The 18,711-nt window shown below is 62.1% G+C and carries 21 protein-coding genes; 12 read left to right on the top strand and 9 right to left on the bottom strand.

Annotated elements, in window-relative coordinates; translation table 11 throughout:
* Window positions 1-50: 50 nt before the first annotated feature.
* Window positions 51-644, top strand: a complete 594-nt coding sequence (locus tag ACTIGF_RS12905) for a hypothetical protein (protein WP_439637263.1) — start codon at window positions 51-53, stop codon at window positions 642-644.
* On the opposite strand, the gene ACTIGF_RS12910 is transcribed toward ACTIGF_RS12905, so the two are convergent.
* Window positions 641-1,957, bottom strand: a complete 1,317-nt coding sequence (locus ACTIGF_RS12910; protein WP_439637264.1) for a replication-associated recombination protein A — start codon at window positions 1,955-1,957, stop codon at window positions 641-643. The genes ACTIGF_RS12905 and ACTIGF_RS12910 overlap by 4 nt on opposite strands.
* 63 nt (window positions 1,958-2,020) lie before the next feature.
* On the opposite strand from ACTIGF_RS12910, the gene ACTIGF_RS12915 reads away from it, so the two are divergent.
* Window positions 2,021-2,437 carry a VOC family protein gene (locus ACTIGF_RS12915; protein ID WP_439637265.1) on the top strand — a complete coding sequence of 139 codons (417 nt, stop codon included), beginning with the start codon at window positions 2,021-2,023 and terminating at the stop codon, window positions 2,435-2,437.
* 3 nt (window positions 2,438-2,440) lie between these two features.
* Here the strand turns inward: ACTIGF_RS12915 and ACTIGF_RS12920 are convergent, their stop codons facing one another.
* Entirely contained in the window at window positions 2,441-2,644 is a 204-nt protein-coding gene (locus ACTIGF_RS12920; RefSeq protein ID WP_439637266.1) for a hypothetical protein, read from the bottom strand.
* 106 nt (window positions 2,645-2,750) lie between these two features.
* Here ACTIGF_RS12920 and ACTIGF_RS12925 point away from each other — a divergent pair, with 106 nt between their 5' ends.
* Window positions 2,751-3,125: a 6-pyruvoyl trahydropterin synthase family protein gene (locus ACTIGF_RS12925; RefSeq protein ID WP_439637267.1), complete on the top strand. Its 375-nt coding sequence runs from the start codon at window positions 2,751-2,753 to the stop codon at window positions 3,123-3,125.
* 109 nt (window positions 3,126-3,234) lie between these two features.
* On the opposite strand, the gene ACTIGF_RS12930 is transcribed toward ACTIGF_RS12925, so the two are convergent.
* Window positions 3,235-4,002 (bottom strand): SDR family oxidoreductase, encoded by a 768-nt coding sequence (locus ACTIGF_RS12930; protein WP_439637268.1) that lies wholly within the window; start codon window positions 4,000-4,002, stop codon window positions 3,235-3,237.
* A 96-nt stretch (window positions 4,003-4,098) separates the two neighbouring features.
* Here ACTIGF_RS12930 and folB point away from each other — a divergent pair, with 96 nt between their 5' ends.
* From folB to ACTIGF_RS12955, 5 genes are all read left to right on the top strand, one after another.
* Window positions 4,099-4,512, top strand: coding sequence for a dihydroneopterin aldolase (gene folB, locus ACTIGF_RS12935; protein WP_439637269.1), 414 nt, complete (start codon window positions 4,099-4,101; stop codon window positions 4,510-4,512).
* A 31-nt stretch (window positions 4,513-4,543) separates the two neighbouring features.
* On the top strand, window positions 4,544-6,454 hold the full coding sequence (uvrC, locus tag ACTIGF_RS12940; RefSeq protein WP_439637270.1) for an excinuclease ABC subunit UvrC: 1,911 nt from the start codon (window positions 4,544-4,546) through the stop codon (window positions 6,452-6,454).
* On the top strand, window positions 6,447-7,028 hold the full coding sequence (locus ACTIGF_RS12945; protein ID WP_439637271.1) for a CDP-alcohol phosphatidyltransferase family protein: 582 nt from the start codon (window positions 6,447-6,449) through the stop codon (window positions 7,026-7,028). The genes uvrC and ACTIGF_RS12945 overlap by 8 nt, the downstream gene beginning before the upstream one ends.
* Before the next feature lie 99 nt (window positions 7,029-7,127).
* Window positions 7,128-8,486: a protoglobin domain-containing protein gene (locus ACTIGF_RS12950; RefSeq protein ID WP_439637272.1), complete on the top strand. Its 1,359-nt coding sequence runs from the start codon at window positions 7,128-7,130 to the stop codon at window positions 8,484-8,486.
* A gap of 107 nt (window positions 8,487-8,593) precedes the next feature.
* Complete coding sequence (locus ACTIGF_RS12955) at window positions 8,594-9,997, top strand: protoglobin domain-containing protein (protein ID WP_439637273.1); 1,404 nt, start codon at window positions 8,594-8,596, stop codon at window positions 9,995-9,997.
* On the opposite strand, the gene xseA is transcribed toward ACTIGF_RS12955, so the two are convergent.
* The gene (xseA, locus tag ACTIGF_RS12960) at window positions 9,994-11,451 is read right to left on the bottom strand and encodes an exodeoxyribonuclease VII large subunit (RefSeq protein ID WP_439637274.1); all 1,458 of its coding nucleotides are present in this window, start codon (window positions 11,449-11,451) and stop codon (window positions 9,994-9,996) included. The genes ACTIGF_RS12955 and xseA overlap by 4 nt on opposite strands.
* 134 nt (window positions 11,452-11,585) lie before the next feature.
* On the opposite strand from xseA, the gene purD reads away from it, so the two are divergent.
* Together purD and ACTIGF_RS12970 are read left to right on the top strand one after the other, a co-directional pair.
* Window positions 11,586-12,878, top strand: a complete 1,293-nt coding sequence (gene purD, locus ACTIGF_RS12965) for a phosphoribosylamine--glycine ligase (RefSeq protein WP_439637275.1) — start codon at window positions 11,586-11,588, stop codon at window positions 12,876-12,878.
* Between the two features lie 8 nt (window positions 12,879-12,886).
* Window positions 12,887-13,402 carry a GNAT family N-acetyltransferase gene (locus tag ACTIGF_RS12970; protein WP_439637276.1) on the top strand — a complete coding sequence of 172 codons (516 nt, stop codon included), beginning with the start codon at window positions 12,887-12,889 and terminating at the stop codon, window positions 13,400-13,402.
* Window positions 13,403-13,406: 4 nt separating this feature from the next.
* Here the strand turns inward: ACTIGF_RS12970 and ACTIGF_RS12975 are convergent, their stop codons facing one another.
* Complete coding sequence (locus ACTIGF_RS12975; RefSeq protein ID WP_439637277.1) at window positions 13,407-14,795, bottom strand: DegQ family serine endoprotease; 1,389 nt, start codon at window positions 14,793-14,795, stop codon at window positions 13,407-13,409.
* A gap of 160 nt (window positions 14,796-14,955) precedes the next feature.
* Here ACTIGF_RS12975 and ACTIGF_RS12980 point away from each other — a divergent pair, with 160 nt between their 5' ends.
* Window positions 14,956-15,480: a YkvA family protein gene (locus tag ACTIGF_RS12980; RefSeq protein WP_439637278.1), complete on the top strand. Its 525-nt coding sequence runs from the start codon at window positions 14,956-14,958 to the stop codon at window positions 15,478-15,480.
* Here ACTIGF_RS12980 and ACTIGF_RS12985 read toward each other — a convergent pair.
* Window positions 15,469-16,203: a helix-turn-helix transcriptional regulator gene (locus ACTIGF_RS12985; protein WP_439637279.1), complete on the bottom strand. Its 735-nt coding sequence runs from the start codon at window positions 16,201-16,203 to the stop codon at window positions 15,469-15,471. The genes ACTIGF_RS12980 and ACTIGF_RS12985 overlap by 12 nt on opposite strands.
* A gap of 82 nt (window positions 16,204-16,285) precedes the next feature.
* On the opposite strand from ACTIGF_RS12985, the gene ACTIGF_RS12990 reads away from it, so the two are divergent.
* The gene (locus ACTIGF_RS12990) at window positions 16,286-16,642 is read left to right on the top strand and encodes a VOC family protein (protein ID WP_439637280.1); all 357 of its coding nucleotides are present in this window, start codon (window positions 16,286-16,288) and stop codon (window positions 16,640-16,642) included.
* 89 nt (window positions 16,643-16,731) lie between these two features.
* Here the strand turns inward: ACTIGF_RS12990 and rplQ are convergent, their stop codons facing one another.
* From rplQ to rpsK, 3 genes are all read right to left on the bottom strand, one after another.
* Complete coding sequence (gene rplQ, locus ACTIGF_RS12995) at window positions 16,732-17,151, bottom strand: 50S ribosomal protein L17 (protein ID WP_133723085.1); 420 nt, start codon at window positions 17,149-17,151, stop codon at window positions 16,732-16,734.
* Window positions 17,152-17,198: 47 nt separating this feature from the next.
* The gene (locus tag ACTIGF_RS13000; RefSeq protein WP_107713697.1) at window positions 17,199-18,218 is read right to left on the bottom strand and encodes a DNA-directed RNA polymerase subunit alpha; all 1,020 of its coding nucleotides are present in this window, start codon (window positions 18,216-18,218) and stop codon (window positions 17,199-17,201) included.
* Between the two features lie 93 nt (window positions 18,219-18,311).
* Window positions 18,312-18,701, bottom strand: a complete 390-nt coding sequence (gene rpsK / locus ACTIGF_RS13005) for a 30S ribosomal protein S11 (protein ID WP_009801114.1) — start codon at window positions 18,699-18,701, stop codon at window positions 18,312-18,314.
* Between the last annotated feature and the right edge of the window lie 10 nt (window positions 18,702-18,711).

The raw sequence follows: 18,711 nt of genomic DNA on the forward strand, positions 1-18,711 counted from the left end.
TGGAGCCCATGAGCGATGGACACTCTCATTCGCAGAGATACACTTAGCTCATGTTGTTCTATCTCTTCGTCCATCGGCTTGAGAGTTTTCATCCCTCCAACCTACGCCGTTCTGGCACGCCAAAGGGTAGAGCGCCTGCACCTAAATATAATCGATGGCATGTGCTCAGTAATGATCCGAATCTTTGGCGCGCGATTCATAACGCCGGCGCAGTGAATTTCATTATCTCGTTCGCCGTAATTATTTTCGCTTTTGGCATTAGCCTCCATTATTATAAATTCTGGGGCTTGGTCAGTTTTGCAATTGCACCCCTCACCCTAGGCATCGTGCTGATCGCATCCACGTTGGATCAAATATTTTGGACCATTCAGCGCATGCATGATCTGGGGAAGTCCTGGGTTTGGGCAATAGCACCCCCTACCGGGCTCTTCAGCTTGGTAATTCTAAGCATCGTGGTCCCGCTGATCATAGGCATGCCGATCGCAATTCTCTTTTGCGCAATCGGTCTGCTCTTTATCGGCGTTCCGGTCTGGGCTTGGCATCAAAACCTGTTGAACCGTCCGGGCGCAACAGAAGCAAACCAGTATGGCCCCGCACCTGAACCTGTCCCGGCATTACAAGTTGATATGCACGCAAGCGCCTAACCCCCGCGCTTAGCCCGGTCCGCCCTCACAGCCCGAAACCGCTCCAGCCGTTCCAGCAAGGCCGCTTCCCGGCCTTGGGGTTTGGGCTCGTAGAAGGTCGGCGGCTTGCCCATCTCGGTGGGGAAATAGTTCTGGCCCGAGACGCCGCCTTCCACGTCATGGTCGTACTCATAGCCTTGGCCATAGCCCACCTCTTTCATGAGCTTGGTGGGGGCGTTGAGGATATGGGCGGGCGGCATCAGGGAGCCGGTGCCCTTGGCGGTGCGCAGGGCGGCCTTCCACGCAGCGTATACGGCGTTGGATTTGGGGGCGCAGGCGATGTGGACGACGGCCTGCGCCAGCGCCAAGTCGCCCTCCGGGCTGCCCAGAAACTCATAGACATCCTTGGCCGCCAGCGCGGCGTGCACGGCGCCGGGATCGGCGAGGCCAATCTCCTCATTGGCCATTCTGACAATCCGCCGCGCCAGATAGAGCGGGTCTTCACCGGCGCTGAGCATGCGCGCCAACCAGTAGAGCGCGGCGTCCGGGTCTGACCCGCGCACAGACTTATGCAGCGCCGAGATAAGGTTGTAGTGCTCCTCGCGATCCTTGTCGTAGACCGGGGCGCGCTTTTGCAGCACCGAGGACAGGTCCTTGAGATCAAGGGGCGTCTCGGGCTTCAGCGCGATCAGCTCTTCGGCGAGGTTGAGCATATAGCGCCCATCGCCATCAGCCATGGCGATCAGGCCTTCACGCGCGTCTTCGGTTAGGGGCAGCGTGGCCCCCTCCTCGGCCTCGGCGCGCTTGAGCAGTTTGTCGAGCGCCTCGGCGTCCAGCCGTTTGAGCACCATCACCTGACAGCGCGACAGGAGCGCGGCGTTCAGCTCGAAGCTGGGGTTCTCCGTGGTGGCGCCCACAAGGGTGATGATCCCTTCCTCGGCGACCGGCAAAAAGCCGTCCTGCTGGGCGCGGTTGAAGCGGTGGATCTCATCCACGAACAACAGCGTGCCTCGGCCCGCCTGACGCCGGGCGCGAGCGCGCTCAAAGGCTTTCTTGAGATCGGCGACGCCGGAGAACACCGCCGAGATGGCGTCAAACTCAAGCCCCGCCCGCTCGGCCAGCAGGCGCGCGATCGTGGTCTTGCCCACGCCGGGCGGCCCCCACAGGATCAGCGATGACAAACGCCCCTGCGCCAGCATGCGCCCGAGCGGGCCTTCCGGGCCCAGCACATGATCCTGCCCCACCACGTCTTCAAGCGTTTGCGGGCGCAAACGGTCGGCCAGCGGGCGCGGCGCTTCGGTCTCAAGACCAGCGGAAGAAAACAGATCACTCATGGGCGGGACTATGGGCTATGCTGGGGATTGTTCGCAAATGTTCTAGCCAGTGGAGCACGCGCCATGACCCAAGCGCCCGCCCGCCACTCTGTCGCGCCCTATCTGTCCGTCCGCAACGGCCTGGAGGCGATCAGGTTTTACGAGACCGCCTTCGGCGCCGAAGAAGCCGAGCGCTATGAGTTTGAGGGCAAGCTCGGCCACGCCGCCCTGCGCATCAATGGCGGGGTGATCTTCATGGCGGACGAATTTCCCGAACACGAGGCGATGACCGGCAATGTGGCGCCGCCGACGCTGGGCGACCGCACCACCTTCACCATCAGCCTGCAGGTGGATGACGCGGACGCCTGGCACGCTCGCGCCGTTGAGGCGGGCTGCACATCCATCCGCGATGTCACGGATGAATTCTTCGGCCGTCACGGCAAGGTACGCGACCCGTATGGCCATGTCTGGTCGCTGGTGACGCTGAAAGCGCGCGAATAGCGCTTAAGCGTCCGGGCCCACATTATAGTGGTTGCCCACCAGCATGACGGTCAGCAGACAGCCGGCGATGATGCTGGCGAAGCCGAACCAGGGTTCCCAGTGCACGATGTAGGTGAGAGCCAGGACGCCAAAGCCCGCCAGGATGGGCAGAGCCCACAGCACAAGCGTCAGCTTGGTGATCGAACGGGGCGTCGGGGCGTCTGACATGGGGCGGTCTTTCCAGCTGGACTGCGTCAAACCGCAGTCAAAGGTTCTCTTTTGGGTTCTGGGGCTGTATATGGCCCGGCTTGCTTGAACAAGAAACCCTGATCACATGGCCGATCTACATCTGGAAATCTCGAAGGACTTCACCTTCGACGCTGCGCACCATTTCGGGCACAAGGACGCCGATCATCCGTTCTCACGGATGCATGGCCATTCCTTCGCCGGAACCGTGACGCTGACCGGCCCCCGTGCGGCTGAAAGCGGCATGGTGCGCGATTTCTGGGAAATCGACGCCGAGATCAACAAGATCCGCGATCAGCTTGACCACCGCCTGCTCAATGATGTGGAAGGCCTCGAACACCCCTCGCTCGAAGCCATCGCCTTCTGGGTGTTCGAACGGCTCGAGAAGACCCTGCCGGGCCTGACCACCGTCGAGATCCGCCGCCCCAGCTGCGGCGAAAAGGCTGTGGTGCGCCGGGGTTAGCGCCTGCCAACTTCGCTTCACTGAGCATACCGAACCCGAAGGGTTCGCAAGCGCGACCGCGCGCCCGAAGCGAAGCGAGGATCGTCACGCCTCAAGGGCGTGCCCCCAATCACAGCGCCTCAAACACATCCCGGCTGAGCCTTGGGTCAAAATGCTGACCGCCATCCACGCACAGAGTCTGCCCCGAGACCGAGGGCGTGTTCACGAAGAAGCGCAGCGCCGCGACCAGATCCTCCGGCGTTGAGCCCGTCTTGAGCGGGGTGTCGTCATGCACCCGCTCGAACTCGGCTTCGGAATGATGCGCGCTCGGCAGCGTCAACCCCGGCGCGATGGCGTTCACCCGCACGTTCGGCGCCAGCGATTTCGCCAGCATCTCCGTCATGGTTTTCAGCGCAGCTTTCGAGAGCGTGTAGGAGAAGTAATCGGCGTTGAGATTAAAGAGCTTGTAGTCGAGCACGTTGACCACGCAGGCGCGCTTCAGCCCCTGCCCGGCCAGCGCCCGGGTCAACAGCGCCGGCGCCAGCGTGTTCGCTGTCATGTGCCGGTGAAAACTGTCCGCGCCCACATCCTCAAGCTGGTCCTGTTCAAACACCGAGGCGGAATTGACCAGCACGCCCACCGGCCCCAGCGCTTCATTGGCGCGGGCGATCAGCCCCGCCGCCTCTTCAGGCTGTGAGAGGTCTGCGCCCAGCGCGATGGCCCGAACGCCTGTCTGTGACAACTCGGCCCCCAGCGCCTCGGCCTCGTCTGACGAGCTGTTGTAATGAATGATCACATCATGGCCGTCCGCCGCCAGCGCCTCGATGAAGGCGCGGCCCAGGCGCTTGGCGCCGCCGGTGACCAGGGCGGCCGGTTTCTCGCAGGTGTGATCGCTCATGATAATCCTATCTGCACTCTGTCAGCCCTCAGCGGTTTGGCGCGCGGGCATTCCGGCTTATACCGCTGTCAGAGAGATGGATGTAGAGGCCGCCTTATGAAACTCGACGCTCTGGCTGCACAAAACGCCGCTAACCCCCGCCCCGATTTCAAGGGCGAACGGGTGAGCGTGCGCGTCAACCGCCTGCGCCTTGAGGCGGAAGTGGGCGTGTACGACTCAGAGCGCGGCCGCAAGCAGCCCCTGGAGATCAGCCTTGAAGCCGAAGTCGCGCCCGAGGCCACCCATCCCCAAGGCGCTTTGGGCGACGCGGTCAATTACGCCGCCATGGCCGAAACCGTGCGCCAGATCGTCGGCGCCGCCCATCACGATTTGCTGGAAGACCTGGCGCAGACCATCGCCGACACCCTGTTCACCGATCCGCGGGTCAAACGCCTCGATCTGACGCTCGACAAGCTGACGGCGCTGGAGGATGCGCAGAGCGTGGGCGTCACGCTCAGTCGCTGGCGCTGACGACTCAGCCCTTCGCGCCTATCTTAGGCCCATGGTCAAAGCCAATCGCCCCGACGCTCCGCCGCTTGATAAGTCTTCTGACGCTGGCCCCAAGCCTGCGCCGAAAGAGTATCGCACCGGTCCGGAGATTATCGCCGACTATGTAAAGAACCTGTCCCAGGGGCCGGGTGTCTACCGCATGTATGGCGCGGACGGCGAAGTCCTTTATGTGGGCAAGGCGAAAAAGCTCAAGAACCGGGTGTCGAGCTACGCCAAGTCCGGCGGGCACACCAATCGCATCGCCCTGATGATCTCGCTGACGCGATCCATGGAGTTCGTGCTCACGCGCACCGAGACCGAAGCGCTGCTGCTGGAAGCGAACCTGATCAAGCGTCTCAAGCCGCGTTTCAACATCCTGCTGCGCGACGACAAGAGCTTTCCCTACATCCTGATCCGGCGCGAGCATGAGAGCCCGCAGCTGGTGAAGCATCGTGGAGCCCGCAAGGCCAAGGGCGATTATTTCGGTCCCTTCGCCAGCGCCGGCGCAGTCAACAACACGCTGAACACGCTGCAAAAAGCGTTCGGCATCCGGACCTGCACGGACAGCACATATGAGGCTCGCACACGTCCCTGCATGCTCTACCAGATCAAGCGCTGCGCCGGACCGTGCGTCGATCTGGTCAGCCCGGCCGACTATGACGAGCTGGTGCGCGAAGCGAAGGACTTCCTGTCGGGACGCTCGAACGCCCTGCGTCAGCGGCTGCAGGACGAGATGACAGAAGCGTCGGAGACTCTTGATTTCGAGACCGCCGCCAAGCTGCGCGACCGCATCCGCGCCATCGCCGCGGTGACCAGCCAGCAAGACGTCAATCCCGATGGCGTTGAAGAGGCCGACGTGATCGCCCTGCACCAGGAGGGCGGCAAGACCTGCGTACAGATCTTCTTCTTCCGCGCCGGTCAGAACTGGGGCAATCGCTCCTTGTATCCAAAGCACGAAGCCGATGCGTCCACCGATGAAATCCTCGCCGCTTTCATCGCCCAGTTCTATGACGACAAACCGGCGCCGCGCCTGATCCTGACCGGCGAAGCCCCACAACAGGCCGAGCTGCTGGCCGAAGCGCTGAGCCTGCGCGCCGGACATTCCGTGGAGATCAAGACCCCGCTCCGCGGCTCGAAAAAAGCGCTGGTCGAGGCCGCGGAACGCAACGCCAAGGAAGCCCTCGGCCGAACGCTGGCGGAGAGCCAGTCCCAGGCCAAATTGCTGGACGGCGTGGCGAAAGTGTTTGAGCTCGACGAGCGGCCGGATCGCATCGAGGTCTATGACAACTCCCACATCCAGGGCACCAATGCGCTCGGCGCCATGATCGTGGCGGGGCCGGAGGGCTTTGATAAACAAAGCTATCGCCGCTTCAACATGAAGGGCGACGACGCGGCCACCAATGATGACTTCGCCATGATGAAGGCGATGATCCGGCGGCGTTTCACCCGCCTTCAGAAAGATCGCGAAGATGGCGCTCCTGTTCCCGACCTGATCCTGATCGACGGCGGCAAAGGCCAGCTTTCCTCGGTGATGGAGGTGATGGAAGAGCTGGGCGTCGACGATGTGGCGGTCGCCGCTGTCGCCAAAGGACCGGATCGGGATGCGGGGCGTGAAGTCTTCTACATGCCGGGCAAGCCCCCGATCCGCATGGCGATGAATGATCCGGTGCTCTACTACCTGCAGCGCATTCGCGACGAGGCGCACCGATTCGCCATTACCGGCCACCGGGCCAAACGCGCCAAGCAGATACGCGAGAATCCGCTGGACGACATCGCCGGCGTCGGCGCCAATCGCAAGAGCGCCCTATTGAAGCATTTCGGCTCGGCGAAAGCCGTCTCTCGCGCCAATCTGGCGGATCTGGAAGCGGTGGACGGCGTCTCAAAAGCCCTTGCCCGCAAAATCTACGAGCATTTCCATGAATAGCGCCCTCCGCCAGCTGCCGAACGCCCTCACCATCGCGCGCGCGGCCGCCGGGCCCATAGGCGCGGTCTTGCTGGTGCAAAGCTCTCAGGCGGTCGTGGAAAGCGATGCCGTGCGCCTGGGGCTCCTCGCCGTTCTGGTGTTCATCAGCGCCGCGCTGACCGATTGGCTGGACGGGTGGCTGGCGCGCCGGCTCAACGCGGAAAGCGCCCTAGGCGCCTTGCTCGATCCCATCGCGGACAAGTGTCTGGTGGGCGGCTATCTGATCGCCTATTGCGCGATCAGCGGGTTTGACGCCTATCTGGTTCTACCCGTTCTGGTCATCGTGGGACGCGATGTCGCGGTCACCGCCCTGCGCTTTCTCCGCCCCTCTCCCGGCACACTGCATGTAACCTTGATGGCGAAGACCAAGACCGCGCTGCAAATGGTTGTAACTGCAGCCCCTTTCGCCTTGATCATCATCGGTCTGCGCGACCCGGCCCTCTGGTATCATTACTGGATTGGCGCGGTCTGGTTTCTGGCGCTCCTGACGGCCTGGTCCGCCTGGCCCTACATCAAGGCTTCGCTGAGTAAGTGAACAGCATTCGACGCAGGGGTGAAGCAAGCCATTAACTACCTAAAATCGATTGTCTGTGCACGCCAACCGGGCGTGATTCACAGACAGTTGCAGGGCCCCATGTCCTATTCGATTGATTTCAAAGCTCGTATCGCCTTCATGAAAATCGAGGACGAAGAACGCCAGCTTCTTCGAAGTCTGAAACCTGTCATTGCGCGTGAATTCCCCGGAATTCTGAAAGCCTTCTATGAGCACCTCAAAGGCTGGCCCGAAATTTACGGCATGTTCGGCGGCGAAGCCGGCGTCAAACATGCCAGCGACAAGCAGCTCGAACACTGGCTGCGCATCGCCGACGCCAAGTTTGACGATGAATACGCCCAGTCCGTCACCGCAATCGGTAATGCGCACGCGCGACTGAAACTTCAGCCGCAATGGTATTTCGGCGCCTATAATTTCCTGATGATGGATCTGATCCGGGCCGTGCTTGATGAGCGCCGCAAACAAGGCGGCATCAACGGCTGGCGGGGACATGCGGAAGCGGCCCGCAAACGGGTCTCGGTTCTGGTCAAGGCCGTGATGCTGGACATGGAGCTGGTGCTGAGCGTCATCTATGAGCGTCAGAACGAAGAACGGCTGGAGATGTTTGATACGCTCGCCAACGAGATGGAGGCCCAGATCGGCGTCATCTCCGACACTCTGGCGAAAACCTCCACCCATCTGGCTGACAGCGCGCGCACCATGGCGAAGGACGCCGAGACCTCGTCTCAACAGGCCTCAACCGTCGCCGCCGCCGCCGAAGAAGCCACCGCCACGGCGCAGAGCGTGGCGGGCGCCTCATCAGAGCTGACCAAGGCCATCCAGGAAATCTCCTCCAGCGCCGGTGAAGCCGCAGACGGCTCCTCGAAAGCCGCCGAGCAGGCTGAACGCACTCGCGTCACCATGAACACGCTAGATGAAGCCGCCCAGAAAATCGGTGAGATCATCACACTCATCACGGGCGTCGCCGAGCAGACCAATCTGCTGGCTTTGAACGCCACCATCGAAGCCGCCCGTGCTGGAGACGCCGGCAAGGGCTTTGCCGTCGTGGCGAGCGAAGTGAAATCCCTCGCCGGTCAAACCGCCAAGGCGACTGACGAAATCTCTCAGCAGATCAATAACATACAGACAGTTGTGAAAAGCGCAGTCGAAGCGATCGAGGATGTCGCGCGCTCCGTTGACCGGGTGAACGGGGTCTCCACTTCGATCTCCGCTGCGGTTGAAGAGCAGAACGCAGCCACCGCCGAGATCAGCCGCAATACCGAACAGACCGCCCAGAGCGCCGGATCGGTCTCGCAAACCATTGTCGGCGTGCTGAGCAGCGTGCAGAGCACGGCGACCTCGGCGAAGGGGCTGGTGCAGTCTTCTGACGAGCTTGGGCAACAAGCTGCAAAACTTCGCCAAGATGTCGCGGAATTTCTGAACCGATTAAGAGCTGCTTAAACGACACGTCATTATTTGGAGCCAGCTGAAACAGTCGCTTTGAGGCGGCTGTTTCTTTTTGTTTTCTAAGGTTTTTACTGGTTCAACCGATGGCGAGTACTACAACTATGACTCAGAGCCACTCAGAATCTCGAGGGGCTTCGATCCAAGCCCCTATTATCCAGCCAGACGAACTCGAACACCGACTGTCGTTTCTCGATTTTACAGACAGCGACCATCAGACGCTCCGAGACTTGCGGCCGATCATTGAGCAGGCTTTGCCCGGCATTCTCGACCGGTTCTACGAAGACGTGCTGGACACGCCGGAAACAGCGGCGTTCTTTCCAAACACATCAATCCGCGAACACGCGCAGCAAAAACAGTTCGAGCACTGGATGGAAATCTGCAGCGGCCGGTTCGGGAAAGAGTATCTCGCCTCTGTCACGCGGATCGGCATGACGCATGCGCGGCTGGAGCTTGAACAACGCTGGTATTTCGCCGCGTATCAGAAAGTCATCAGCGGTTTGCTGCGGGCCTTGACGCAGCTGCGTCTCAAACAAGCGGGCCTGATGCGGCGCGGCGTCGGCGATCGGCTTGATACCGACGTGCAAGCCCTGACCAAGGCTGCATTCCTGGACATGGATCTGTGTCTGAGCACCATTGAAGCGGATACGCGTAATCGTCGTGACGCCGAGCGCCGACGCCTTGCGCAGGACTTTGAAACATCCGTCTCCACGATCGTCAGCGCGGTCTCAAACGCAGCGTCCGAACTGTCGGGGACGGCGCATTCCATGTCTGACAGCGCCCAGTCAGCGTCTTCACGATCTGAAACCGTGGCGGCGGCGGCGGAAGAAGCCAATGTCACCGCACAGATGGTGGCGTCATCGGCCGCTGAACTCGACGCTGCGATCCGAAAGATCGCCCAGAACGTCACCTTGTCCTCGAACACCGCACAGAACGCCCATGCCCAGGCGGAAGAGACCAGCGAGACGATGAGTCAGCTGAGCGCCGCAGCGGAGACCATCGGCGAGATCATCTCCCTGATCGAATCCGTCGCTGACCAGACAAACCTTCTGGCCCTGAACGCCACGATCGAAGCGGCGCGAGCCGGAGACGCCGGCAAGGGCTTCGCTGTCGTCGCCAGCGAGGTGAAAGCGCTGGCCAGTCAGACCGCGAGCGCCACAGAGCAGATCTCCCAGCAAATCTCTCACATCCAGACCGTGGTCGCCAAAGCCGTCTCCGCCATTCAGTCAGTCACCCGCTCCATTCAGCAGGTGAACGCGGTGAGCGTGGAGATTTCAACCGCAGTTGATGAACAAAGCCACGCCACGACAGAAATCAGCCGAACCACAGACCAGACCGCGAAAAGCGCAGGGTCTGTTTCAGAAGACATTTTGCTGGTTCAAAACGGCGCCGAGCAAACCAATTGCGCTGCGGCGTCCGTTGTTCAGGCGGCCGATTCTTTGGGGGGCCTCGCCAATCAGCTCCAGCAGGACATGTCGCACTTTCTGCTCAAGCTGAACGCCGCCTAGAACAGACTGCCCTGATCCGGATTGGCCGGGCGTTTTTTCGGCTTCGCCGCCGCTTTGGGTTTTGCAGATGCGACGGGTTTTGGCGCTGGGGCGGGCGCAGAGGGCGCGCCGTCAATCACCGCCCGGCGCTCGGCGTCGTTAAAGACCAACGACACCGCTTGACCGGCTGCAAGCGCCGCGCCCTGACGCACGAGCGCGCCGCTCTCGTCCTTGACCAGCGCAAAGCCGCGCTTGAGGACGGATTTGTGCGACAGGGATTCAAGCCGGGCGCCCAGGCCTGACAAGGTCCGCTCCTGGTCAGACAGTTCACGCCGGAACGCCTGGTCCAGACGCGCGCCCGCCTGATTGAACCGCTCGCCTTTCAGCGCCAGATCACGCCGGAGCGCTGCCGGGCGCATCTGAAGCGCGGCGGCCTGCAGACGGTTCTGCTTGCGCTCCAGCCCGGTCTGCGCCGCGCCATTGAGGCGGCTGGCGATGAAGTCGAGCTTTTGCGCATTCTCATTGAGCATCGCCTTGGGGCTGGGCAGCCCGCGTGAGGCGGATTTGAGATCGGCGGCCTTACGGTCGAGCCCGCGCACCAGAGCGCTCATCAAACGGGCGCTGGTGGTGGAGATGCGTTCGGCCAGCTCACGCCGGACCGGCACCGCGATCTCCGCCGCCCCGGTGGGCGTAGGCGCGCGGCGGTCCGAGGCATAGTCGATCAAGGTGGTGTCGGTTTCATGCCCCACAGCCGAGATCAAGGGGATGCGAGACGCCGCGGCGGCGCGCACCACGCTCTCCTCGTTAAAGCACCACAAATCCTCGATGGAGCCCCCGCCCCGCGCCACGATCAGCAAATCGGGCACAGGAACGGGCCCGCCCGGCGTGATGGCGTTGAAGCCCTCGATGGCGCGCGTGATCTGCTCGGCCGCCTTGTCGCCCTGCACCAGAACCGGCCAGAGCAGCACATGGGTGGGGAAGCGATCCTCCAGTCGATGCAGGATGTCGCGGATCACGGCGCCCGTGGGCGAGGTCACCACGCCGATCACGCGCGGCAGATAGGGCAGCGCCTGCTTGCGATCGGGCGCGAACAGGCCTTCAGCGGCCAGCGCCTTCTTGCGCGCCTCCAGCAGCGCCATCAGGGCGCCCTCGCCCGCGGGCTCCATGCGCTCGATGATCATCTGGTATTTCGAGCGCCCCGGGAAGGTCGAGAGCCGACCTTCGGCGATCACCTCCAACCCTTCTTCGGGTCGGAAATTGAGATGGGCGGCCACGCCCTTCCACATCACCGCGTCAATGACCGCCTTTTCGTCTTTCATGTCGAGATAGACATGGCCGGACTTGGCGACGGTCACGCGCCCCAACTCGCCACGCACCCGCACATGGTCATAGGCCTGCTCCACCGTGCGCTTGAGCGCGTTGGAGAGCTCGGAAACGGTGTATTCGGGCGTGTTGGAGGCGCTATCGTCAGTCATGGGCTCACCCTAGCTGCGGATTCGGACGGCGTGTACCGCTCAGGCGCCGTTGACGTGCGGGCTTCCCGAGGCCATTCAGCAGGCACCAAGGATATCGGGCGCAGCAATCGCGCCAATGACGGCAAGGGCGGCACATGAATATTCTCATCATCGGATCGGGCGGCCGTGAGCACGCTCTGGCCTGGAAAATCGCACAAAGCCCGCTGGTGGACACCGTCTGGTCCGCGCCGGGCAGCGTCGCCCTGGATCAGATCGGTCCGTGCTTTGACGTCCAGCCCGATGACCTTGAAGGCCTGCAGGCGCTTGTATTGCAACTGGAGCCGGATTTGATCGTCATTGGTCCCGAAGCGCCCTTGGCGCTCGGCGCGGCGGACATGCTGCGCGCGCGCGGATTTGACGTGTTCGGCCCCAACAAGGAACCTGCGCAACTGGAAGCCTCCAAAGGCTTTTCCAAGGATCTGATGGCGAAGCTGGGCGTGCCGACCGCCGCCTATGGCCGCTTCACGGATGCAAATAAAGCCAAGGCCTTTCTGGACACGCTGGACGCGCCTTACGTGCTCAAGGCCGATGGCCTGGCCGCCGGCAAGGGCGTGGTGATCGCCCCCACGCTGGAGGAGGCCAAAGCCGAAGCCGAAGACATGCTGTCGGGCAAGTTCGGCGACGCCTCGGCCGAACTGGTCATCGAGGAGTTCATGCATGGCGAGGAAGCCAGCGTCTTCGTGCTGACCGATGGCGTGAACCGCATCACCCTGCCCGCCTGTCAGGATCACAAGCGCCTTCTGGATCATGACGAAGGCCCCAATACCGGCGGCATGGGCGCGTACTGCCCCGCCCCGGTGATGACGCCCGAACTGATGGCGCAAGTGGATGAAGAGATCGCCGCGCCCATGCTCGACGGTCTCAACCAGGCCGGACACCCCTATCAGGGCGTGCTGTACATCGGTTTGATGATCACCCCAGAAGGCCCCAAAGTGGTCGAGTTCAATGTCCGCTTCGGCGATCCGGAGTGCCAGGTTCTCATGGCGTCCATGCAGGACGACATCGTGCCGGTGCTCCTGGCCTGTGCGACGGGCGGCATGCCCGAACGCGATTTCCAGTCCCTGCTGCCGGCTGCGGATCAGGCCCTTCCGGCTGCGACTGTTGTGCTGGCGACCAGCGGCTATCCCGGCGCCTACGCCAAAGGCTCGGTGATCCAGAACGTCAAAGCCGCGGGCGAGATCGACGGCGTCACCGTGTTTCACGCCGGAACCGGAACCAATGACGATGGCGACCTGATCGCCACGGGCGGCCGGGTGCTCAATGTGACCGCCGTTGGCGATGACCTGAAACAAGCCGTAGAGCGGTGCTACAAGGCCGTGGACATGATTGACTGGCCCGAAGGCGTCTGTCGCCGCGACATCGCCTGGCGAGCCCTCAACCGCGAGTAAGGCACACTATGGATGCGACCCGGATCACGATCAGCACGCCCGAGGACCAGGACGCGCTTCTGGCGCTCTATCCGCGCGCCTTTCCCGATGAAGATCTGACAGGCCTGGTCGCGGCCCTGCTGTCTCATCCCGACATCTTGTCGCTGACCGCCTGGACAGGGCTCAGCATTTCAGGTCACGCCGCGCTGACCCGATGCGCCGTCACAGGCAGCGATGCGCGCGTGGCGCTATTGGGTCCGCTGTGCGTGGCGCCGGACGCGCAGCGCCAGGGGCTGGGCGGCGCTCTGATTGAAGAGGCGGCCCATCAACTGAAAGCTGAAGGCGTGAGCGCAATGCTGGTGCTGGGCGATCCCGATTATTACGCCTTGCGCGGCTTTGATCAGGTCAGCCCGGTCGAGCCGCCCTATCCGCTCAATCCGGACTGGCGTGAGGCCTGGCGGATGAGAGCGCTGACGGACGGCGCGCCAGAGCGCGGGACCTTGCAGGTCCCCGCGCCCTGGGCGGATGCGGCGTTGTGGTCCTGAGCTCTTAAAGCGACAGTGTGCGCGAGAAGCGTTCACCCTGACGTTCGATCTCAACGGGCCAGGTTTTCTCGCCGTCCAGCTCACGCAGGATGCGGTTGAGATCAATCAGCGTTTCGACCCGCTCGTCATTGATTGAGAGAATGCGGTCCCCCGCGCGAAAGCCGAAATAGGCCGCGGCGGAGCGGCGCGACACGCCAGAAACCAGAACTCCGTTCAGGAACGGATCAATCCCGTTCTCCTCGTTAAAGGCGGGGCTGAGCTGGACCAGTTCGGCGCCGTGAAACGGGTTCTCACCGGAAATCTCCATCCGCGCGCCTTCGATCGCGCCCGGCGCGGGTTCCGCCTCCACAGTCAGCACCCGTTCGCGCCCATTGCGCAGCACGGTCAGCGCCGCGCTATCGCCGATCATTCGGGTCGCAAAGCGGAACCGGGCGCCGATCTCGTCATTGACCTCGACGTCGTCCACAGCAATCACCACATCGCCCTGTTCAAGCCCGGCGCGATCCGCGGCGCCGCCCTCCCACAGATCGGCGACGATCGCGCCGCGCGGACGGTCCAGCCCCAGAGAGCTGGCGAGATCCTGCGTGACGGGCTGCAAGCGGGCGCCCAGCCAGGGCCGGATGATCTCGCCATCCACAAGCGCGGCCTCGACCACGGTGCGCACCATTTCAGAGGGAATGGCGAAGCCGATGCCGTTCGAGCCGCCCGAGCGTGAGAAAATGGCGGTGTTCACGCCAATCAGCTGGCCGTCCATGTCCACCAGCGCGCCGCCGGAATTGCCCGGGTTCACCGCAGCATCGGTCTGAATGAAGAAGGCGTAGTCGGAAATGCCCACATCCGTGCGCGCCAGGGCCGAGACGATGCCGCTGGTCACCGTCTGGCCCACGCCGAACGGATTGCCGATGGCGAGCACCAGATCGCCCACTTCGCTATCACCAGCGTCATCATACGGCAGGACCGGCAAGGCCTCGTCTGTGCTGATCTTGAGAACGGCGAGGTCCGTACGCTCGTCCGCCAGCAGCAACTCCGCTTCAAACTCGCGCCGGTCTGACAGCACCACCCGCAGATCCTGGGCGCCCTGAACCACGTGGTTGTTGGTGACGATGACGCCGCTGGCGTCCACGATCACGCCCGACCCCAGTGAGTTCACCTCGCGCTCTCGAACTTGCGGACCGAAAAAACGCTCAAAAAAGGGATCGCCGGCGAAGGGCGTGCGTTGAGCAATGACCCGGCGCGAATAGACATTCACCACCGCGGGCGCCGCCTGGCGCACCACGGGTGCAAACGACAGCTGAACCTGAGCCTGTGTCTCTGGAACAGCCCGTTCTTGCGCAGAAACGGGCGCGATGAGAGCGGCGCTCGCTGCAAGCGCGAGGGACAGGGTTCGGATCATGGAGCAATCTCCTTGGGGCAAGCCTGTAATGACGAAGCAAATGTCCGACCGATGTAAGGTGGCGGACCGGGCCTGAACAGAGGCTGAGCGATTACGATTTCGCAAGTTCGACACACATCTCGTCAGAAACCGGGTTACACTGCTCAGGAAGGGAAACGTCATGCGCAACACAATCAACCGCCTGATTTTCCGCCGCGGGAAGGGTGAAAAGGCGCTGTCCAAGATTCAGCGCAAGGCCGAGGCGGCCTATACGCCGCTCTACCGTGAAGGCCGCACCCCGGCGCTAGACCGAGCCGAAGAGCTCGCGCGCCAGAGGGTCGCCGAAGCCGCGGAGAAGACTGAGGCTGAATTTGAGCACGATGAAGCCAAGGTCGAAGCCGGCTTCTGGCCCAAGGTTCAACGCGTCGCCCGGCAAATCCCGTTTCTCGAGGATCTTGTCGCCGCCTATTACGCCATGCGTGACCCCGACACGCCGCTTCAGGTGCGCGCCGCCCTCGCCCTGGGCCTGCTCTACTTTTTGTGGATCTTCGACATCATTCCCGATTTTCTCGGCTTCGTCGGATACGCCGATGACGGCACCGTGCTGACCACCATCATCTTGCAAGTGGGCGGCGCGATCACGGACGCCCATCGCGCCAAGGCGCGCGAGGCTTTGGGCATGGCCACGCCTCAGTCAGACCCGTAAATCCTCACCGTTCCAGATATGCGTGAACTCATCGAGCGGGCGCAGCCTGAACCGTGTACCGGTCAGGCTGGCGCTCAGTATGCGATCACAACGGAATGTGCGCGGCTCGCTTCTGAGATGATCGAAGGCGATGACGTACCAGACCGGATATTTCAACAGCAGGTAGTGTGGCTCTATCTGGCGTTCTGACACCTCCAGGTCTTCGCGTTGATAGCGAATGTCGAGCCGCTCCTTGTCCATGAAGGCCTGATGCAACGCCTTGATCACCAGGTCAGGCGGCGGCGATGCGCTCACCTGTACGTAAGTCGATGCGGTCACCCCCACGAGAATCCTCGATTTCAGGGCCTCCACCCGCTCGCGTTTGTCCGCAGAGAAGGACGCAATGAGTTGCCGCCTCACACTCTCAAGGCTCGCCAGAAAGATCGGCGAGCCCATTTTCTGAGCGACTTCGATGCCAATGAGAAGGTCGACCGCTTCAGCGTAAGCGAGATTCAGCCGCCCCACGCCCCATCGGCGGTCAAGCCGCACGCCTCCCCCTCGCCCGCGATCCGCCTCGACAGGCAGCCCTTGTTCACGCAAGAGCGCCAGATCACGCGCCAGTGTGCGCTCGCTGACGCCAAGCTGCCTTGCCAGATCCTTGATGATGCAGAACGGCTCGGCCTTCAGCTGCGCGGTCAGCCGCTCAAGCCGTTGCAGGCGATTGGATGAATTTGACCGGGGCATGGAACTAATACGCCATAAAATGTCATATTTGCCAATAGCGTCGCGTCTCACCCAACCCTTCGCGTGCTCAGGAGAGACAAACGTGCAAATGAACTATTTCGTAGCCGGAACGAACAACATGGCTGCCGCCATCGCGTTTTACGATCAGATCTTTAGCCATTTCGGCGTGGCCCAGGCTGCGCGGACCGAGCGGATGACATATTGGCTGGGCGATGGATTTGCTTTCGCCGTGGCGGAGCCGTTTGATGGAGAACCCGCCTCCCATGGGAACGGAACCATGATCGGCTTTAATGTCGGCGCGCCTGATCAGGTTGATGCGATCCACAGGAAAGCGGTTGAACTGGGCGGTGTTGACGCCGGTCAGCCCGGACAACGCGGGCCGTTCTATTCCGCTTATGTCCGCGATCTCGACAACAACAAGATCTGTTTCTCGGCCTAGTCGCATCGTCAGACAGATAGGCTCTCGGCAACGAAAAAGGGCCGCATCCAGCAGGATGCGGCCCTCAATACGTCTGGAAGCTTGAAGACCTAGTCTTCTGCAGCCTCGGTCGCCTCTTCGCGCGCACGGTCGGCGGCGCCTTTGGCGGACGGATCGCGGTCAACCAGCTCGATCACGGCCATCGGGGCGTTGTCGCCATGACGGAAGCCGGCTTTCAGAACGCGGGTGTAGCCACCCTGGCGTTCCTGATAGCGCGGGCCGAGGGCTTCAAACAGCTTGGCCACCTGATCCTTGTTGCGGATCTTGGAGATCGCCTGACGGCGAGCGTGCAGATCACCGCGTTTAGCCAGGGTGATGAGCTTGTCCATGATCGGCTTGAGCTCTTTGGCCTTCGGCAGGGTGGTGACGATTTGTTCGTGCTCGATCAGCGACGCGGCCATGTTGGCGAACATGGCGCGACGGTGGGTCGAGGTGCGGTTAAGCTTGCGGTGGGCGACGCCATGACGCATCGGTGTTCTCCTTCAATCCCGGTTAGGGACGCCTCGCGGCGCGCCTCCTAGATTTGATCCTCATATTTTTTGGCGAGATCTTCGATGTTCTCCGGCGGCCAGTTCGGCGCGTCCATGCCCAGATGCAAACCCATCTGTGCGAGAACTTCCTTGATCTCGTTGAGCGATTTGCGACCGAAGTTCGGGGTGCGGAGCATTTCCGCCTCGGACTTCTGAATGAGGTCGCCGATATAGACGATGTTGTCGTTCTTCAGGCAATTCGCCGAACGCACGGACAGTTCCAGCTCGTCCACCTTTTTGAGGAGGGCCGGGTTGAAGTCCAGCTCGGGTTTGTCGTCTTCCGCCGCACGGGCTTCGGACGGCTCTTCGAAGTTCACGAAGATCTGGAACTGGTCCTGCAAGATGCGCGCAGCATAAGCCACGGCGTCTTCAGGGGTCACAGCGCCGTTGGTTTCGACTTCCAGGATCAGCTTGTCATAGTCGAGCACCTGACCTTCACGCGTGTTCTCCACGCGATAGGCCACGCGCTTGACCGGGCTGTACAGCGCATCCACGCCGATGAGGCCGATCGGGGCGTCTTCGGGACGGTTGCGGTCAGCCGGGACATAGCCCTTGCCGGTGTTCACGGTCAGGACCATGCGCACGTCCGCATCCTCGTCGAGGGTGCAGATGACGTGATCCTTGTTGATGATCTCGACGTCGGCGGTCTCTTCGATGTCAGCGGCGGTCACTTCGCCCGGGCCCTGCTTTTTCAGGGTCAGACGCTTGGGACCTTCGCCATGCATGCGCAGAGCGACCTGCTTGAGGTTCAGGATGATGTCGGTGACATCTTCCCGCACGCCCTTGATGGACGAGAACTCGTGCAGCACGGAATCAATCTGCACGGCCGTGATCGACGCGCCCTGCAGCGAGGACAGCAGAATACGGCGCAGCGCATTGCCCAGAGTCATCCCGAAGCCGCGCTCGAGCGGCTCAGCAATGATTTTGGCTTGGCGCACCGGATCAAAGCCAGGTTGAATTTCCGGCTTCATCGGGCGGATCAGTTCCTGCCAGTTCTTCTCAATCACGGACATCACCCCTTCAGGCGTGCGGCGCGACAGTCGAGGGGACTGCGCGCCGGACCAAAGTCGTCAATCAACGCAAATCGGCGTCGATTGAATTTAGACGCGGCGGCGCTTCGGCGGACGGCAGCCATTGTGCGGAATCGAGGTCACGTCGTGGATCGTCGTGATCGTGAAACCGACAGACTGCAGCGCACGCAGCGCAGACTCACGGCCCGAACCCGGACCAGAGACTTTCACTTCCAGCGTCTTCACACCGTGCTCTTGCGCTTTACGGCCTGCATCTTCAGCAGCAACCTGCGCAGCGTACGGCGTGGATTTACGCGAGCCCTTGAACCCCATGGCGCCAGCCGAAGACCAGGAAATCGCATTTCCCTGCGCATCGGTGATGGTGATCATGGTGTTGTTGAAGCTGGCGTTCACGTGTGCGACGCCGGCCGTGATATTCTTGCGCTCGCGGCGGCGGACGCGGGACGGTTCTTTTGCCATTACCCTGCTT

The sequence above is a fragment of the Oceanicaulis sp. genome, assembly GCF_051859625.1.
Lineage (GTDB): Bacteria > Pseudomonadota > Alphaproteobacteria > Caulobacterales > Maricaulaceae > Oceanicaulis.

Excerpts from the sequence above, each read along its gene's own strand:
- ACTIGF_RS12920 (WP_439637266.1), bottom strand. The coding sequence starts at position 2,644 with ATGTCAGACGCCCCGACGCCCCGTTCGATCACCAAGCTGACGCTTGTG.
- ACTIGF_RS12955 (WP_439637273.1), top strand. The coding sequence starts at position 8,594 with ATGACTCAGAGCCACTCAGAATCTCGAGGGGCTTCGATCCAAGCCCCT.
- rpsK (WP_009801114.1), bottom strand. The coding sequence starts at position 18,701 with ATGGCAAAAGAACCGTCCCGCGTCCGCCGCCGCGAGCGCAAGAATATC.
- ACTIGF_RS12915 (WP_439637265.1), top strand. The coding sequence starts at position 2,021 with ATGACCCAAGCGCCCGCCCGCCACTCTGTCGCGCCCTATCTGTCCGTC.
- uvrC (WP_439637270.1), top strand. The coding sequence starts at position 4,544 with ATGGTCAAAGCCAATCGCCCCGACGCTCCGCCGCTTGATAAGTCTTCT.
- ACTIGF_RS12950 (WP_439637272.1), top strand. The coding sequence starts at position 7,128 with ATGTCCTATTCGATTGATTTCAAAGCTCGTATCGCCTTCATGAAAATC.
- ACTIGF_RS12945 (WP_439637271.1), top strand. The coding sequence starts at position 6,447 with ATGAATAGCGCCCTCCGCCAGCTGCCGAACGCCCTCACCATCGCGCGC.
- purD (WP_439637275.1), top strand. The coding sequence starts at position 11,586 with ATGAATATTCTCATCATCGGATCGGGCGGCCGTGAGCACGCTCTGGCC.
- ACTIGF_RS12930 (WP_439637268.1), bottom strand. The coding sequence starts at position 4,002 with ATGAGCGATCACACCTGCGAGAAACCGGCCGCCCTGGTCACCGGCGGC.
- ACTIGF_RS12980 (WP_439637278.1), top strand. The coding sequence starts at position 14,956 with ATGCGCAACACAATCAACCGCCTGATTTTCCGCCGCGGGAAGGGTGAA.
- ACTIGF_RS12905 (WP_439637263.1), top strand. The coding sequence starts at position 51 with ATGTTGTTCTATCTCTTCGTCCATCGGCTTGAGAGTTTTCATCCCTCC.
- ACTIGF_RS12970 (WP_439637276.1), top strand. The coding sequence starts at position 12,887 with ATGGATGCGACCCGGATCACGATCAGCACGCCCGAGGACCAGGACGCG.
- rplQ (WP_133723085.1), bottom strand. The coding sequence starts at position 17,151 with ATGCGTCATGGCGTCGCCCACCGCAAGCTTAACCGCACCTCGACCCAC.
- folB (WP_439637269.1), top strand. The coding sequence starts at position 4,099 with ATGAAACTCGACGCTCTGGCTGCACAAAACGCCGCTAACCCCCGCCCC.
- xseA (WP_439637274.1), bottom strand. The coding sequence starts at position 11,451 with ATGACTGACGATAGCGCCTCCAACACGCCCGAATACACCGTTTCCGAG.
- ACTIGF_RS12925 (WP_439637267.1), top strand. The coding sequence starts at position 2,751 with ATGGCCGATCTACATCTGGAAATCTCGAAGGACTTCACCTTCGACGCT.
- ACTIGF_RS12975 (WP_439637277.1), bottom strand. The coding sequence starts at position 14,795 with ATGATCCGAACCCTGTCCCTCGCGCTTGCAGCGAGCGCCGCTCTCATC.
- ACTIGF_RS12910 (WP_439637264.1), bottom strand. The coding sequence starts at position 1,957 with ATGAGTGATCTGTTTTCTTCCGCTGGTCTTGAGACCGAAGCGCCGCGC.
- ACTIGF_RS12985 (WP_439637279.1), bottom strand. The coding sequence starts at position 16,203 with ATGCCCCGGTCAAATTCATCCAATCGCCTGCAACGGCTTGAGCGGCTG.